Source organism: Terribacillus sp. DMT04, assembly GCF_019056395.1.
GTDB lineage: Bacteria > Bacillota > Bacilli > Bacillales > Amphibacillaceae > Terribacillus > Terribacillus aidingensis_A.
Genome location: NZ_CP077639.1, coordinates 576,422 through 592,059 on the forward strand (window position 1 = coordinate 576,422; position 15,638 = coordinate 592,059).

Annotated in this window: 17 protein-coding genes and 1 riboswitch; of the genes, 15 read left to right on the plus strand and 2 right to left on the minus strand. The window is 42.8% G+C overall.

What is annotated here, in order from left to right:
* The first annotated feature begins 110 nt into the window (after window positions 1–110).
* The 3 genes from KS242_RS03200 to KS242_RS03210 all read left to right on the plus strand — a co-directional run bounded on the left by KS242_RS03200 (window position 111) and on the right by KS242_RS03210 (window position 2,337).
* Window positions 111–569, plus strand: a complete 459-nt coding sequence (locus tag KS242_RS03200; RefSeq protein WP_217322983.1) for a DUF4306 domain-containing protein — start codon at window positions 111–113, stop codon at window positions 567–569.
* Window positions 570–665: 96 nt separating this feature from the next.
* Window positions 666–1,436 (plus strand): TSUP family transporter, encoded by a 771-nt coding sequence (locus KS242_RS03205; protein ID WP_217322984.1) that lies wholly within the window; start codon window positions 666–668, stop codon window positions 1,434–1,436.
* Window positions 1,437–1,659: 223 nt separating this feature from the next.
* Window positions 1,660–2,337, plus strand: coding sequence for a DUF554 domain-containing protein (locus KS242_RS03210; protein WP_217322985.1), 678 nt, complete (start codon window positions 1,660–1,662; stop codon window positions 2,335–2,337).
* A gap of 140 nt (window positions 2,338–2,477) precedes the next feature.
* Here KS242_RS03210 and KS242_RS03215 read toward each other — a convergent pair whose 3' ends face one another.
* Both KS242_RS03215 and KS242_RS03220 read right to left on the minus strand, forming a co-directional pair.
* Entirely contained in the window at window positions 2,478–4,100 is a 1,623-nt protein-coding gene (locus tag KS242_RS03215) for an L-lactate permease (protein ID WP_217322986.1), read from the minus strand.
* Window positions 4,101–4,131: 31 nt separating this feature from the next.
* The gene (locus KS242_RS03220; RefSeq protein ID WP_217322987.1) at window positions 4,132–5,082 is read right to left on the minus strand and encodes an L-lactate dehydrogenase; all 951 of its coding nucleotides are present in this window, start codon (window positions 5,080–5,082) and stop codon (window positions 4,132–4,134) included.
* Window positions 5,083–5,381: 299 nt separating this feature from the next.
* On the opposite strand from KS242_RS03220, the gene hpaB reads away from it, so the two are divergent.
* The 12 genes from hpaB to KS242_RS03280 all read left to right on the plus strand — a co-directional run bounded on the left by hpaB (window position 5,382) and on the right by KS242_RS03280 (window position 15,621).
* Window positions 5,382–6,812: a 4-hydroxyphenylacetate 3-monooxygenase, oxygenase component gene (gene hpaB / locus KS242_RS03225; protein WP_254391788.1), complete on the plus strand. Its 1,431-nt coding sequence runs from the start codon at window positions 5,382–5,384 to the stop codon at window positions 6,810–6,812.
* A 168-nt stretch (window positions 6,813–6,980) separates the two neighbouring features.
* Window positions 6,981–7,460: a 2-thiouracil desulfurase family protein gene (locus KS242_RS03230; protein WP_217322989.1), complete on the plus strand. Its 480-nt coding sequence runs from the start codon at window positions 6,981–6,983 to the stop codon at window positions 7,458–7,460.
* Entirely contained in the window at window positions 7,460–7,975 is a 516-nt protein-coding gene (locus KS242_RS03235; protein ID WP_217322990.1) for a DNA topology modulation protein, read from the plus strand. The genes KS242_RS03230 and KS242_RS03235 overlap by 1 nt, the downstream gene beginning before the upstream one ends.
* A 78-nt stretch (window positions 7,976–8,053) precedes the next feature.
* Window positions 8,054–8,257, plus strand: coding sequence for a helix-turn-helix transcriptional regulator (locus KS242_RS03240; RefSeq protein WP_217324043.1), 204 nt, complete (start codon window positions 8,054–8,056; stop codon window positions 8,255–8,257).
* Between the two features lies 1 nt (window position 8,258).
* The gene (locus KS242_RS03245; protein WP_217322991.1) at window positions 8,259–8,666 is read left to right on the plus strand and encodes a hypothetical protein; all 408 of its coding nucleotides are present in this window, start codon (window positions 8,259–8,261) and stop codon (window positions 8,664–8,666) included.
* A 31-nt stretch (window positions 8,667–8,697) separates the two neighbouring features.
* Window positions 8,698–9,171, plus strand: a complete 474-nt coding sequence (gene ybaK / locus KS242_RS03250) for a Cys-tRNA(Pro) deacylase (protein ID WP_217322992.1) — start codon at window positions 8,698–8,700, stop codon at window positions 9,169–9,171.
* 214 nt (window positions 9,172–9,385) lie between these two features.
* Window positions 9,386–10,141: a GTP cyclohydrolase II gene (locus tag KS242_RS03255; protein ID WP_217322993.1), complete on the plus strand. Its 756-nt coding sequence runs from the start codon at window positions 9,386–9,388 to the stop codon at window positions 10,139–10,141.
* Complete coding sequence (gene ribD, locus KS242_RS03260) at window positions 10,134–11,240, plus strand: bifunctional diaminohydroxyphosphoribosylaminopyrimidine deaminase/5-amino-6-(5-phosphoribosylamino)uracil reductase RibD (RefSeq protein WP_217322994.1); 1,107 nt, start codon at window positions 10,134–10,136, stop codon at window positions 11,238–11,240. The genes KS242_RS03255 and ribD overlap by 8 nt, the downstream gene beginning before the upstream one ends.
* Window positions 11,240–11,818: a 5' nucleotidase, NT5C type gene (locus KS242_RS03265; protein ID WP_217322995.1), complete on the plus strand. Its 579-nt coding sequence runs from the start codon at window positions 11,240–11,242 to the stop codon at window positions 11,816–11,818. The genes ribD and KS242_RS03265 overlap by 1 nt, the downstream gene beginning before the upstream one ends.
* A 138-nt stretch (window positions 11,819–11,956) precedes the next feature.
* Window positions 11,957–13,009, plus strand: coding sequence for a tetratricopeptide repeat protein (locus KS242_RS03270; RefSeq protein WP_217322996.1), 1,053 nt, complete (start codon window positions 11,957–11,959; stop codon window positions 13,007–13,009).
* 233 nt (window positions 13,010–13,242) lie between these two features.
* The gene (locus tag KS242_RS03275; protein WP_217322997.1) at window positions 13,243–13,746 is read left to right on the plus strand and encodes a DoxX family membrane protein; all 504 of its coding nucleotides are present in this window, start codon (window positions 13,243–13,245) and stop codon (window positions 13,744–13,746) included.
* A gap of 112 nt (window positions 13,747–13,858) precedes the next feature.
* Window positions 13,859–14,044, plus strand: a riboswitch (Lysine riboswitch).
* A gap of 83 nt (window positions 14,045–14,127) precedes the next feature.
* A complete protein-coding gene (locus tag KS242_RS03280; RefSeq protein WP_217322998.1) occupies window positions 14,128–15,621 on the plus strand; it encodes an amino acid permease in 1,494 nt (497 codons plus the stop codon).
* Window positions 15,622–15,638 lie beyond the last annotated feature (17 nt).

A 15,638-nucleotide genomic window follows, 5' to 3' on the forward strand; every position in this document is an offset into this window, starting at 1 on the left:
ATCAATTACGTAAATGATAGAATGAAAACGATCTATTGTCAATATATTGTGAGAAAAACAATGAACTTTTGTATGTAAAACAAAACTGAATTAGCAGGAGGAAACAAAAAATGGGAATGAGACACGCTGGATTTGTCGCGGCGTTATGCGGTTTTACTGTTGGTTTCATGTTTTCCCTCTATGAAGGGAGTAATCTTATTGAAGATTCGTTTGAGTGGTCAAACTCGGCTCCTTTTACACACTTGCTTGCTGCTAATCCAGTTTTTCCACAAGACATCCTGTGGATTGATTTCTTTGTTTATGCTATTAAATTCTACCCTGTATATCCATTGCTAACGCTGATAAGTGCTGCTGTGATGTTAAGTATAACGATGCAAACCTTCAACAGACATAAACGCCTGGCTATAAACATTCTTCAACTGTTAATTGGTGCGCTTATTTTGTATATGAGTGCAGCCTATTTTTCCGCCCATCGTTTTGGTTCGACTGTGTTCCGCGTATCATTCTTATTGATAGGAATAGCATTCGTTTTCGACGCTGTGCGAATGATGTATAAGCGAAATAGTTAGTAAGGCAGATAAACGAAGAAATGGCTCTTCGAGTGAATGCCTTATGATAATATATAGTGGTTACTATATATTTTAAGAAAGGGCAGGAAGGGCTTTATGTATTTAGATGTGGAAACAATACTGCTTGTTATTTTATTTGGCTTTCTTGCCGCGTTTATTGATTCTGTTGTCGGAGGCGGCGGTTTGATAACAATTCCGGCATTGCTGTTTGCGGGACTGAATCCGGCAGCTGCAGTGGCGACCAATAAAGTAGCCGGAACAATGGGGTCGCTAACTAGTACATTTATGTTTTATCGCTCAGGCAATTTGGAGTTAAAGTCAGTTATGAAGTTCTTTCCGTTGTCATTTATCGGATCGCTGTTCGGAGCGTGGACTGTACATATCATTGATCCAGCATTATTTAAGCCGCTCATGCTCGTTATGCTCGTTGTCGTTGCTATTTATACGATTAAAAAGAAGGAGTGGGGCAGCGTCTCTACTTTTGAGCGCTTAAAACCAAAAGGATTGCTTCTTTTTGCTGCAGTTATTACCCTAATAGGCTTTTATGATGGTTTTCTTGGGCCAGGTACCGGCTCTTTCCTTATCTTTGCTTTTCTGTTTATTGGCTATGATTTCTTGCAGGCAGCGGGTACTGCTAAACTATTAAATTTAGGAAGTAACGTTGCAGCACTTATTCTTTTTATTATTTTAGGACAAGTTCACTTTGCTATCGGTCTTATTATGGGCATATCAGGAGTCTTTGGCTCTATTGTCGGTTCCCGTTTTGCGATTAAAAATGGCAGCGGCTATGTACGGGTTTTATTTATTATTGTGACGACTGTGATGATATTGAAGAACGTGTATGATTACATAAAGGAAATGCTGTAAAAAATCACGGGCCTTTTTTATTTCATGACAAAACCGGTCTGTGCTCTAGTTATCCCTTCCATGCAAGGATTAATAATAGAGGACAGTGATTTCTTCATAGATGGAACCGTTATACTATAATGATGTGTATTTACTCTGGAGCGGCGGTAACGGCTGTTTTCATATATATCATGGTATGAAGGTAGGGGCGTGTAACGGAAGCGTAGATTGTAGGAGGATTCAGATGTTCGGAACACTATTCAACGTAGCTATGATTCTTATCGGCAGTACACTTGGCACAGTATTTAAAAAGGGATTAAAAGACAGCTATCAAACAATTTTAATGCAGGCTATGGGTTTGGCGGCGCTGGCATTAGGTGTAAATGCGATTGTGGGACATCTGCCACAAAGCAACTATTCGGTTTTGTTTATCATTAGTCTTGCTATCGGAGCAATCGCAGGGGAGAAGCTGGATTTAGATGCTCGATTTAATAATTTAGTAAGGAAGTTTTCAAGATCCAACTTGGCTGAAGGTCTCTCTACAGCTATCTTGCTTTTTTGTATTGGATCGCTCTCCATTTTAGGTCCGGTAGAAGCAGCACTGCACCAAGATTATGCTTACTTATTGGCAAATGCGATGCTTGATTTTGTCACATCACTTGTGCTGGCATCTACATTCGGCTTTGGTATAGCGCTGTCCGCAGGTGTCGTATTTTTGTGGCAAGGATCAATTTATTTATTGGCCAAATTATTGGAGAGCACCGTGAATGTCGATTTGCTGAATGAAGTGAGTATTGTCGGCGGCGTGCTAATTATGGCTTCAGGGCTTAGCATTCTAGGTATTAAAAAATTTAAAACCATGAACTTTCTGCCCGCCTTACTTGTTCCGCCTGTGTTCTTTCTTGTGTTGAAGTTTATTTAAATACAGTAGATTTGGGTAATGAAAGTAAGACCAATAAGCATAGGAAACAAGCTGGTCGGAAAGTTAGCCTGTAGCAGAAACAATAAAATGTGAAATCCACAGCAGAAAGCTGACGTCAAACAAACGTCAGCTTTTTTGTCTTATAAAAATAGCGACAGCACAAACGTCAAAATACAAACAAATCCGGCCAGCAGTAAGCTGTACTTAATCGTCATATTAAACAGTGCAGATTCGTTTCCGGTTTCTTTTACCGCAGCAGTGGCGATAGCGATAGACTGTGGTGAGATGAGTTTGGCCATAACACCGCCGGCTGTATTAGCGGATAATAGCAATGTGGAACTGGTGCCGATCTGGCTGCCGGTAACGACTTGCAGCGTTCCGAATAGTGCGTTGTTGCTGACAACAGATCCTGTGATGAAGACACCAATCCAGCCAAGTACCGGACTGAATAGCGGGAACAGGCTGCCTGTTTTGGCTAAAGCCAAACCTATTGCGGCGCTTAGTCCGGCATAGTTTGATAGGTTGGCAAACGCCATAATAAAGCAGATAGTCAGGACGGGAATCCACAGTTCCTTGGCTGCTTCTTGCAAGCCGCTAGCTGCACATTTCCAGTTGATATTCCGGCTGAAAAAGCTTGTTAAGATAATAGCTACTAAGATGGCCGTACCAGTTGCAGACACAAAGTCCAGTTTCAAAATGGCATCCATCGGTGTGTTTGTGACAGCAATTGGTGCGATTTGAACAACTTCCTGATGCAGAAACGGCATTTTCACATAAGCAATCAAGCCTGCCAGCGGTCCATCAACTGCAAACAGTTGCTTGAAGAATGGCGCACTCCATAGGGCGATGACAATTGTTAAGATATAGAACGGAGACCAAGCTTTCGCTACTTGTCCTAACGTATAACGTTGAGGCTGTTCTTGCACTTCTGCTCCTTTTTCCCGGTAAATATGATTTGGCTGCCATTTGCGGAGGAAGAGAGCAAGTACGCCCATACTGATAAGGGCAGCACCAATATTGGCAAGTTCCGGCCCGATGAATATCATGGTTGCTGTTTGGATAATGGTATACGTACCGCTAAGCACAAGCAGTGCAGGCAAGGTTTCTCTGATGCCTTTGAATCCGTTTAGAATAAAGACGAGCAGAAACGGAATAACAAAGCTGACTGGCGGTAACAGAAATGCTAGTGTCCGAGAAAGCTCCAGGCTGCTAATACCGCCGAGCTGGGCACCCGTAATAACGGGAATGCCGATAGCGCCGAATGCACCGGATGAAGCATTGGCAATCAAGCACAGCCCTGCTGCTTTTAGCGGTTGGAAGCCAAGCTGTGTGAGAAGGGCGGCGCTGATGGCAATTGGTACACCAAAGCCGGCTGCTCCTTCCAGAAATGCATTAAAACTAAAGCCAATTAATAAGAGCTGTAAGCGATGATCTTGCGAAATACTAGCAATACTGCCTCGGATTACATCGAATTTACCAGATTTAACAGCGAGCTTATACAGCCAAACTGCCATAAGGACGATGTAGCCAATCGGCCATAAGCCGTTGCCGATGCCGAGCACAATGGCAGATAATGCTTTTAATGCAGGCATTTGAAAGACAAATACGGCTACTGCGAAACTGATAATGAGCGTCAACCCCGCAGCAAGTATTCCTTTCATTTTAAAAGCAGTCAAACCAATCAAGAAAAACAGAATCGGTAAAAAAGCAATTAAGGCACTAACATACTCACTTCCAAACGGGTCATAAGCTTGCATCCACATTACATGCTCATCTCTTTTCTAATGGATTGAATTAGTTTTCAGGAAAAGCAGATTCTACAATGCTGCGAAGGACACCGGCACTGTGCTGGAATTGCTCTTTTTCCTTCGCGTTTAATGGAAGCTCTAATACTTGCTGCGCACCTCCACGTCCTACAATAGTCGGAACGCCAATATAAACATCTTTCTCTCCATATTCTCCATTCAGATGTGCTGTCACTGGCAATATGGCTCTTTCATCTCCCAGAATTGCCTGTGTAACACGGACTAGGCTCATCGCGATTCCGTAATAAGTAGCACCTTTTTTCTCAATCACATGATAAGCTGCATCACGAACATTTACGTAGATTTCATCCAAGTCTTCTGTTTTGTATTTGCTGTCTGTGTTCATCATCGTTTCAAGCGGAACACCGCCAATTGTTGCTTGGCTCCATACTGGAAGTTCTGTATCACCGTGCTCGCCAATCATATGTGCCTGTACATCATGCGGTGCAACGCCAAAGTAATCTCCAAGCATATAACGAAGGCGGCTGGAATCCAATGTTGTACCGCTGCCGATGACACGTTCTTTAGGCAGGCCGCTGAATTTCCAGACAGCATGTGTTAATACATCAACCGGATTTGTTGCAATCAAGAAGACACCATCAAAACCGCTAGCCATTACGTCATCTACAATACCTTTGAAAATCTTGATGTTCTTGCTTACTAAATCCAATCTCGTTTCACCTGGTTTTTGATTCGCACCAGCTGTAATACAAACAATATCGGCATCTTGGCAGTCAGCATAGGTGCCGTAACTTATTTTTGTTGGGCGAGGGGCAAATGCCTGACCGTGGTTTAGATCCATCGCATCGCCCATCGCTTTATTTTCATTTAAATCAATAATCACCAGTTCATCCACGATATTCTGGTTCAGCAATGCGAACGCATAGCTGCTCCCAACGAATCCCGCACCGATTAAAGCTACTTTATTGATTCTTTCCATATCAGATCATCACCTTTGTTAAGATTTAAAATATGTGAAACACTTCACATTCTTTATATTTATATTGTGCAATACTTCACAAACTTTAGCAAGCCCTATGTGTTGAATAAATTGTGAACAATTGGAATAGGTTTCCTAGAGGGGGTTTTTCGATGTTTACGATGCTGTTTGCATTCGGTATCTTTATCTTAATTTTATTTTTTGCAGCAATTCGTACCGTCATAGAGAGACGAAATGATAAGTAACAGCTTTTATTCTTTGCACGAACAGAACGCGTTATGCGATGGAGGTGTAGATTCGTGTCAGTCAGAACGGGGGATACGTACCTTAGCAGTATTAATGCAATGGGTATCCATGTGCTATACGGTAAATCCTTGATAAATAAACCTTTCTCCAAACATGCTGCCTTTCGAGGTATCATGCGCTCACAAGCGGAATTGTACGATTTGCAGCACAAAAAATCACACACGAATATACTGACATTTAAAGATGCTGATACTGGCGAACGTTTTGGATTTTCCTATCTGCAGCCAAAAACGAAGGAAGATATCAAGCGCCGAGGCAAAATGATAAAATGCTGGGCGGATCAAACGCACGGTTTGATCGGAAGAAGCCCCGATTATATGAATACCGTTCTCACAGCATTTTCTGCCTCCGCTGGGTTATTAGAAGGAAAAGAGAATTGTTTTCCGGATCATTTACGAAATTATTATGCGTATGTGAAACGTCATGATTTGGCGATGACGCATACATTCATTGATCCTCAAGTAAACAGAGGCGACTTTTATTCTGAACAAGAAGGTGAACCAGTTGGCGCAACCATAATAGACCGCAATGAAGAAGGTATTATCGTTCAAGGTGCTAAGCTGCTGGCAACACAAGGAGGAATTACGGATGAACTGCTTGTCATGTCGGCTGCTGGGTTCAAGCGTGACAGAGCATTCGCCTTTGCTATTCCGAGCAATACGGACGGACTGACATTTGTAGCGAGGGAAACATTTGCAGCAGGAAAAAGCAGAGCTGAATATCCGCTTAGTGCCAGATATGAAGAAACAGACACAATTGTTCTATTTGATAAGGTGCTCGTACCTTGGGAACGTGTTTTTTATTATGATAATGTCATGGCAGCGAACAGCTTTAAACAAGAAAGCAGCTTTTCTGCACTAACATTACATCAAGTGTTAATCCGCCGAATCGCTAAATTGGAATTTTCCATTGGAATTGTGCAGTCACTTATAGAAGAAATAAATATAGCCGAATACCAGCATGTACAAGAAAAAGCAGCAAATCTTCTCATTTTATTAGAGGTGCTGCAAGCGCTTCTGCACCAAGCAGAAGAAAATGCAGCACCAGACTATTGGGGTACTTGCTGCCCAGATCTAAAACTGCTGCAAGTCGCGTCTAATTTATTTGCACGGCAATCTCCTACTATTGCACCCATTATCCAGCAGTTAGGTGCAAGCGGACTGATGAGCATCCCGCCATTGCAAGCATTTGCTTCGGAACAAAAAGCCGATCTTAATCATTATCTTCAGGGTACATCGAGGAAAGGGAAAGATCGCGTAAAATTATTTCGGCTGGCTTGGGACTTTGCTATGTCATCTTTTGGTACACGCGAGGCGCTATATGAGTATTTCTTCTTTGGAGATCCAGTACGGCTGACAAGTCAGTTTTACGGGTCATTTGATCTGCAGCCGTATACGAAGAAAATAGATGATATGTTAGAGTAAAAAGGCCCTCTATGACAGGGTCTTTTCGTTTGCAATGAGAAGCTGTCAGCTGGAGAAACATGTGTTGCTTCGTGTTTGGAACAACAGTATTATTTATAATAAGGATGCATTTTCCAAGTAAAGCCATTTCGGAAAGCAGGCTGACTTGAAACAAAGAGAGGGAAGCATATGATCATGGTAAGTGCGTGTCTCGCTGGTAAGCCTGTTCGCTATAATGGAACAGCTGCCACCGACACCGTCATAGAACAACTTATTGCGGAGAGAAAAGCAATTAGCGTATGTCCAGAATTACTTGGCGGCTTCCTCACACCAAGGGAACCGGCAGAAATTATCGGCGGAAGCGGCTACGACGTGTTGGATGGTACCGCTAAAGTAGTGGAATATTCGGGGGCAGACGTGACGGACAGGTACATAGAAGGAGCAGCGCGTACGCTAGCTATTGCGAAAGCGAACAATGTTGACTTGGTTGTGTTAAAAGAAAACAGCCCCTCCTGCGGAAGCTCCTTTATCTATGATGGGACTTTCCAAGGTCATAAGCAGGCTGCTGCCGGCGTAACAACAGCGATGTTCAGACGTGCCGGAATCCGTGTGATTTCTGAAGCAGACATGGAAAAGGAAATAATGAAGCAAGGAATAGGAAACATATAGTGAATCGAATTGCAATCGTCGGTTCAAGTGGATCAGGGAAATCTGTCTTAGCTAGAAGACTGGGTGAAATGCTGCAAGTGGAAGTCTGGCATTTAGATGCACTTCTATGGAAGCCAGATTGGGTCTTAACGCCGAGAGAAGAACAAAAACAGATTCAACAGGAGCTAGTGAGCAGGGATAGCTGGATAATTGATGGTGACTACAATAGTACCCTGGATATTCGTTTAGAGGCAGCGGATACGATTATATTCTTGGACATGCCCCGGATGATTTGTCTGTACAGAGTGTTAAAGCGGCGTCTGATGTATCACAACCGCTCGCGGCCGGATATGCAGAAAGGGTGTAAGGAAAAGCTCGATCTGGCGCTTTTCAGAAGGGTTTGGCAATATCGGACATCAAAACGTCCAGTTGTGTTGGAAAAGCTTGAATTACTAGCAAAGGATAAGCGAGTGATCCTTTTGAATAACTCTAAAGAGGTCAAGAAATATGTAGATGAAATGAAAAGCCAAGTGTAAATATACCTTTACACTTGGCTTTTATTGGTATATATTATGTGTAAAGATGTCTTTACAGAAGAACAGGATATGATGAAGATGAAAGTGACAAATCGAGTCAGAGAGATACGACAGGAACGCCAGATTACACAAGTGAAAATGGCACAAGATCTTGGAATAACACGGCAGACGATCAACGCTATTGAAAAAGGGAAATACAATCCCAGCTTAGAACTTGCGCTGCGTCTGCTGGTATATTTTAATGTGCCGCTTGACCAATTATTCTATCTAGAGGAGGAGTAATATGCGTAAAGGAAAGAAGCGTTATGAATTGCTGTTTTACACTTTTATTACCCTATGCTGTTTCATTGGACTGTGGATTGGGTTAACTTTTGCTGGCGAACCATTTCCATCTGGAACTTCCTTCATAATACTTACCTTGGTCGGTGTTGTATGCGGTATTGGGCTGCCAATACTTATTAGCTTCGTCCGGCGCAGAAAAAGCTTGCCTGAAATGGATGAACGGACAGTGAGAATTATAAAAGATTATTTATTAATGGCATCTGTAGGTATAGGTTTTTTATCAGGCATACTATTACTTGTACTTGTAGGAATAGGTTATCAAACAATTGAACTTGGCATTCTGGCGTTATACGGATCCATCATGGTGCTTCTTACAGGTGCAGGGTTATTGGTAGTAAAACGGTTATAGCGTTCTGCCTTACGGAAAGGAGTCTGTTTAAGTGGCTTTCAAAACAAACGTCATGCGCCTTCTGGATCAAAAGAAAATACCTTATGACGATTACAGCTATACACATACCGATGCGATTAGCGGTATAGACGTTGCTGAGGTGTTAGGTCAGAATCCCGCGCGTGTGTTTAAGACGCTCGTTACGGTCAGCAAAACCGGGCAGCATTATGTATTTGTTATTCCAGTGCAGAAAGAGCTGGATTTAAAGCTGGCTGCAGCAAGTGTTGGAGAGAAGTCGGTACGGATGCTGCCAGCCAAGGAATTGCTTCCGCTGACAGGTTATGTGCATGGAGGGTGTTCGCCAATCGGAATGAAAAAGAATTTCCGCACGATCCTGGATGTATCTGCACAAGCTTTTGACCGTATCATCTTCAGTGCTGGTAAAGTCGGTTATCAGGTGAAAATCGCCCTGACTGATCTTGCGAAAGTTGTTCTGTTCACATTAGCTGCTATAAGTATGGCGTAAGGTTTCTGCTTTAATATAAGAGCAGAAGCCTTTTTATTTCTCCTTCTGGCTTTTCGGTGTATAGTTAGCACATCATCTTTAAGATAATTTGAGCACATCTGCTTCAAAGAATGCATTTGTCATACTATGATAGAAGAAGTGCACGGACAGGTGGACTTGTGCCTACATAAATCCAGTATATTCTACGTACACTGATAAAAAAGGAGAAAGATTGATGACGGATATGAAATTAGAATCGAAGGCTATTTCGATATTAAAAGATAAAATAGAACTTATTCCTACAGCAGAGGGAGCCATCTATCTGGTTGGGCCCATTAAACTGCCTGTGAATTTATACGGAGAGACAGTAACCTTCCAGTGGTATTGCTGGCTGAATTGCAGGGAAGTAGCCAAAGATTATGAAGAAATTATTCATAAGCTATCGGATATGAATTTAGCTGAAATGCAGCAATCCAGTGTGCTTGTTTATGGTGAGTTTGCTGAAGCGGAGGATGCGCTGATTCGGATGCATTCCATTTGCCATACAGGTGATATTTTTGGCAGCAAACGCTGTGACTGCGGCTTCCAGCTGAAGCAGTCGATGCAGAAAATCGTCGAGCATGGCGCGGGTGCTTTATTCTACCTTGCTAACCACGAAGGACGCGGTATTGGCTTGTTCAGCAAGGCAATGGCCTACATTCTGCAGGAAAACGACTACGATACAGTAGAAGCAAATCAGGCTCTCGGCTTTGTAGATGACTCCCGAGATTATACGGATGCAATTCAAGTGCTAAAAGCGTTGCGAACAAAACCAGTAACATTGATGACGAATAATCCGCGGAAGCTGGCAGCAATGGAACAGGCAGGCATGCAGCTATCTGGCCGTGCTGCACTTTGGGGAGATGTATCCGAATATAACGAGAATTATCTTAAAACAAAAATCGTCCGTTCCGGTCACCTTGGTGATGAGGAGATCTGCAGTAATGACTGATCATACGTTTTATATGGACTTGGCATTGCAAAACGCGCGAGCGATGAAAGGGCAGACAGATCCGAACCCATTGGTTGGATCTGTTATTGTCAATGATAATCGCATCGTCGGAATTGGTACACATTTAAAGGCTGGAGAACCTCATGCAGAGATTCATGCGATCCGCATGGCAGGAGAACAGGCAAAAGGCGGGACAATTTATGTCACGCTTGAGCCTTGCTCTCACTATGGCAGAACTGGCCCATGTGCCGTAGCGATTAAAGAAGCTGGGATAAAGAAAGTGGTTATCGCAACGCTTGATCCGAATCCGCTTGTGGCTGGAAACGGCGTGAAAATCCTGGAGGAAGCCGGGATTGAAGTGATTATCGGCGTACGGGAAGAAGAGGCTCGGCAGATGAACGAGGTGTTCAATAAATTTATCGTTGAGAAAAAGCCGTTTGTTACGCTCAAAGCAGGGACAACATTGGACGGCAAGATTGCGACACATACCTTGGACAGCAAATGGATTACATCCGCTGCTTCCAGACAAGATGTTCACCGGCTTCGTCATGAAAACATGGCTATCCTTGTTGGTGTGAACACCGTGATTGAAGACAACCCCGAGCTGACAGCCAGAATACCGAACGGACGTCATCCGCTGCGCATCGTACTTGATTCCACACTTAGAATTCCGCTGGACAGCAAAGTAGTCACAGACAAACTGGCGGATACTTGGATTTTCACAAGTCAGCAAGCAGACAGTGAAAAAGAGCAGACGCTCCTTCGTAAAGGGATAAAGATATTCCGCACTAGCGGCAGCAGCCGTGTGGATGTAAAGGAAGTAGTAAACATATTAGGTGAACAGCTTGTTTCTTCGGTGTTGATTGAAGGTGGAGGCAGCGTACATGCTTCTTTCCTGGAGCAGCATCTCATCGACAAAGTTGTGCTGTATTTTGCACCTAAACTAATCGGCGGTAAAGCTGCACCTACTTTCCTGGAAGGAACAGGCTTTGCGAAAATGGCAGACGCGGTTGATTTGACGCATACAGATATTATAAAAATTGGACAAGACTTTAAGTTCATCGGCTATCCGCAATACCGCAAAGGAGAAGAAAAATAATGAAATTCGGATTTGATATTGATGATACACTCATCAATCTGCGGGAGCACGCGTTTCATCTGTATAATAAAAAGATGGAGCAGCACATTCCGCTTGCTGTGTTTCATAAGCTCGAGCGAGTCGAAATCCATGAGCCATTCGGACTGACGGACGAACAAGGGCGTGACATGTGGAATTCTAGTTTGGAGGAAATCTACTATACTACCTGTCCGCCGTTTCCGAATGCAGTCGAGCTCTTGCAGGAATTAGAGCAAGACGGTCATGAGATTTATTACATTACTTCCCGACCAAAGGAACACGGTGAACGAACAAAAGGGTGGATGCAAGATCTCGGCTTTCCTGTCAAGAATGAGCAATTCTTTTACGGAATGAAAGACGAAGAGAAAATTTTTATTATAAAAGAGCTTGCACTGGATTATTATGTTGATGACAAGCCGGATGTGCTGGACACCTTACTGAAGGAATCCAAAACCAAGGTATTTGTAAAGAATCAATCTTATAATCAGCACGTGCAATTGCCGAGAATTAGCGAATTATCAGAGATAAAAGAGATTATACGACATGTAAAGAAGGATTAACGGAATTTTTACCGTTAATCCTTCTTTTTCCTCTTTACAGAAAGGATTTTCCTGATTGGTGGAGAATTAAACGATATCATATAAGATTTCAGCTAAAAATGGTGAATAACATATAGTAATGATGAAGGAGGAGTTAAGGTGAATATCGTTTTGTCAGAAACGGATAAAAATCTCAGCGCTTTGCTTCTAGACTTCTACGACATGATAAAGCAAGAGAGAAAAGAGGCAGCGGCTATCCTGGCCGAGGTAATAGAAGCATTAAAAAAGGATGCAGCAGCAGAGGGCGTGTTAGTTGCTGCTGATCTGCATTTTATTCGGTACAAGATTATGAATGAGGAAATAGATGAAGCAGAAAGGCTGATGGGAAATTTTGAAGCCAAAGGCCGTGCTTTAACACCAGTAAATGCATACTATTATCATTACTTTAAAGGGCAAATTTTCTTACAAGAAAACAAATGGAAAGATGCAATACGATATTTTGAACATGCAGAACTTTATATTACGAGAGAAGAAGAAAAGGCTGATTTTTATTATAAGCTGGCAAATGCCTATTATCAGGCCTACATTCCAGCATTATCAGCCTTTCATGCTGCAAAAGCTTTGGGTTATGCAGCAGCGCACAACCAAGAGCTTCATGCAGCAAAGTGTAATTTATTGCTTGGACTCAATCACCTGGAAGCTCGGAACTTCAATCGAGCAGAATCACATCTCCTAGAGGCGCTAGCCTTCCAACCTTCAGAAACGACATCATCTTCAGAGTTGACAGCAATGGTGCATCATAATCTTGGCCTTCTAGCTTTCGTACAGCAGAAATTTAAAGAGGCAATTCATTATTTTGAACAGGCTGTCCAAACAACAACTAACAAGCCCTGCTTAAAAAGTATTTACTATCTGACAGAATCACTTTTCCACACTGATCGCCAGCAGGAAGCGTTGCACTTTTATCAAATTGGATTTGAAATGAGTAAAACAGGACAAGATATGATTTATCAATGGGCCTTTGCCATGCTACACAAACAGTTTATAGACCGAGACTGTTTTGAAAGTGTCTGGAGTAAAGGAATCTCCTATTTTGAGTCTATTGAGGATAAGTCTAGTGTCTATTATTACAGCTTGCGATTGGCGAGATATTACACCATGAAAGGGGAAGCAAAACCAGCAAATTATTATTATCAGCTGGCCATGCAGTAGCAGTATATTTTTTATTAGGAATATACTCCTGTTACCTAAGAATTATGAAAAGCCAGCATTTATCCTAACAGGGTATAGATAGGTGATTTGTTGAATTACCTTCCAAAAATATTACCAGTATATTAAGTTTAACGTATAAATATTCCAATTTATTAAAATTCTCTTATACTAGAGCTGTAGGAATGCTAATCCACTAGGTTTGCAAATCTGACAGTGATAGGAGAGGAAATAGTATGTTTCAAGCAATACGGCAAAGCAAAGGCGCTGCCATTGTTTTTCTAATCATTAGAGTGTATCTTGGATACACATTCCTATCAGCTGGTATAGGGAAGCTGATGAGCGGCAATTTTGATGTGAGTAGTTTTGTGCAAGGAGCGGCAGCGCGACCAGATGCTGGTTTCATTCAGCGTGGATGGACGAACTTTCTCGAAGGAGTGGTGCTCCCGAATTCGGAGATTTTCAGCTTTCTCGTTATGTGGGGAGAAACACTGACAGGTTTGGCACTTCTGCTAGGAGCTTTCACCGGATTTGCAGCTGTGATGGGCATACTGATGAATCTTTCATTCTTACTGAGTGGCGCGGTCCAGCAGAATCTAATTCTTATTATCTTAGGATTGGTTCTATTAATTGGCGGTGTTAACGCAGGGCGTTATGGGGTGGATCGCTGGATCATGCCATCTTTACGCAATACAACGGTGAACAAATCTAGTGAAAACAGGAAAAGACAACTTATCTGATAAAACGCAGAAACACGTGTTTCTTTCCTATTGTAAAAAATTCTTGTTGAAATATAGGCTTGTGTGTAGTAAAGTTAATTGAGTTTTCAATTGCATACAAATCCTCATCATTTGATGAGGTAGAGGATGCGGCTGTTAATAGTACAGACTGGGAGATCAGGAGAGATCTTAGATCAGTTTGGAAAGGAGCAGCTGCCGAAGCCAGATGGATTCTCCATTCCTCCGGCTGGGTCTGTACTCGAATAGGGGCAGAACTGTCACGTCAGTAGCAAAGCTGACGTGTTGCGCTATCTTTGTGAGAATGATGCTGTTTATAAGTAAAGGCCGTTCGGATAGAGCAAGCTATCCGGGACGGTCTTTTTTCGTATCTGTAGCGCAACAGTGCAAGAACAGAGAGGGGTAAAGAAAGTGGGCAATCAAAACAACACGAAACAAACCGGCTTACGCAGAGAACTGAAAGCCCGGCATTTGGGGATGATTTCCCTTGGCGGTACGATTGGTACAGGTCTATTCCTGGCCAGCGGAGGCGCCATCAGCAGTGCAGGTCCAGGCGGTGCATTGCTTGCGTATGCACTAATCGGCTGTATGGTATTTTTCTTAATGACAAGCTTGGCGGAGATGGCAGCGTTTATGCCTGTATCCGGAAGCTTCAGCACATATGCAACACGCTTTGTTGACGAGTCCTTCGGGTTCGCCCTTGGCTGGAACTATTGGTTCAACTGGGCGATCACCATTGCAGCTGAACTCGTAGCTGTCACGTTAATTATGGATTTCTGGTTCCCGGATGTTCCATCATGGATCTGGAGTGCCGTTAGTCTGCTTATTATGTTCTTATTGAATTATATTTCGGTAAAAGGATTTGGAGAATCAGAGTATTGGTTCTCGTTAATTAAAGTCGTTACAGTTATCATTTTCATTATTGTTGGTATTTTAATGATCATTGGCATTCTTGGAGAAGAATCACGAGGATTTTCGAACTTTACTGTTGGAGAAGCACCGTTTAAAGGAGGATTCCTTGCTTTGCTTGGTGTGTTCATGGCGGCAGGTTTCTCATTCCAAGGTACGGAACTGCTTGGTGCAGCTGCGGGGGAAGCAGATGACCCGAAAAACTCCATTCCAAAAGCCATTCGTTCGGTGTTCTGGCGTATTCTATTGTTTTATATTTTAGCAATCTTCGTCATTGGCTTGATTATTCCGTATACAACGGACAGTCTTGCGAGTGATGATGTACGCTTAAGCCCGTTCACACTTGTATTTGAAAAAGCTGGTATCGCGTTTGCAGCATCGGTTATGAACGCGGTTATCCTGACAGCAGTGCTGTCTGCCGGTAACTCTGGTATGTATGCGAGCACACGGATGCTTTGGAATTTAGCGAAAGAAGGCAAAGCTCCAGCATTTCTTGGCAAACTGAACAAAAACGGTGTACCAGTAAACGCATTGCTTGCAACCGCAGCGGTAGGCTGTGTAGCATTCTTAACTTCCTTCTTCGGTAACGGAATTGTCTATACATGGCTCTTAAACATTTCCGGTATGGCCGGCTTTATTGTCTGGATCGGAATTGCAGTCAGTCATTACCGTTTCCGTAAAGCATATGTGGCACAAGGCAACGATATTAAAGACTTACCATATACAGCGAAATTCTATCCGGCAGCGCCGATACTAGCCTTCACACTATGTGTCATTGTCATTATCGGTCAGAGCTTCTCATCGTTCACAGATGGTGGAATCGATTGGGGCAACTTTATTGCTTCCTACATCGGTATCCCAGTCTTCCTGCTCTGCTGGATCATCTTTAAAGCGAAAAAGAAAACGAAAGTACACAAACTGGAAGAAGTTGATTTAACAACTCCAGAACACGAAACAGCACCAGAATAAGAAATGAAAGCTGCCGG

Coding starts and splice junctions, on each gene's coding strand:
- KS242_RS03200 (WP_217322983.1), top strand. CDS start 111: ATGGGAATGAGACACGCTGGATTTGTCGCGGCGTTATGCGGTTTTACT.
- KS242_RS03205 (WP_217322984.1), top strand. CDS start 666: ATGTATTTAGATGTGGAAACAATACTGCTTGTTATTTTATTTGGCTTT.
- KS242_RS03210 (WP_217322985.1), top strand. CDS start 1,660: ATGTTCGGAACACTATTCAACGTAGCTATGATTCTTATCGGCAGTACA.
- KS242_RS03215 (WP_217322986.1), bottom strand. CDS start 4,100: ATGTGGATGCAAGCTTATGACCCGTTTGGAAGTGAGTATGTTAGTGCC.
- KS242_RS03220 (WP_217322987.1), bottom strand. CDS start 5,082: ATGGAAAGAATCAATAAAGTAGCTTTAATCGGTGCGGGATTCGTTGGG.
- KS242_RS03230 (WP_217322989.1), top strand. CDS start 6,981: ATGATCATGGTAAGTGCGTGTCTCGCTGGTAAGCCTGTTCGCTATAAT.
- KS242_RS03240 (WP_217324043.1), top strand. CDS start 8,054: ATGAAAGTGACAAATCGAGTCAGAGAGATACGACAGGAACGCCAGATT.
- KS242_RS03245 (WP_217322991.1), top strand. CDS start 8,259: ATGCGTAAAGGAAAGAAGCGTTATGAATTGCTGTTTTACACTTTTATT.
- KS242_RS03255 (WP_217322993.1), top strand. CDS start 9,386: ATGACGGATATGAAATTAGAATCGAAGGCTATTTCGATATTAAAAGAT.
- ribD (WP_217322994.1), top strand. CDS start 10,134: ATGACTGATCATACGTTTTATATGGACTTGGCATTGCAAAACGCGCGA.
- KS242_RS03265 (WP_217322995.1), top strand. CDS start 11,240: ATGAAATTCGGATTTGATATTGATGATACACTCATCAATCTGCGGGAG.
- KS242_RS03275 (WP_217322997.1), top strand. CDS start 13,243: ATGTTTCAAGCAATACGGCAAAGCAAAGGCGCTGCCATTGTTTTTCTA.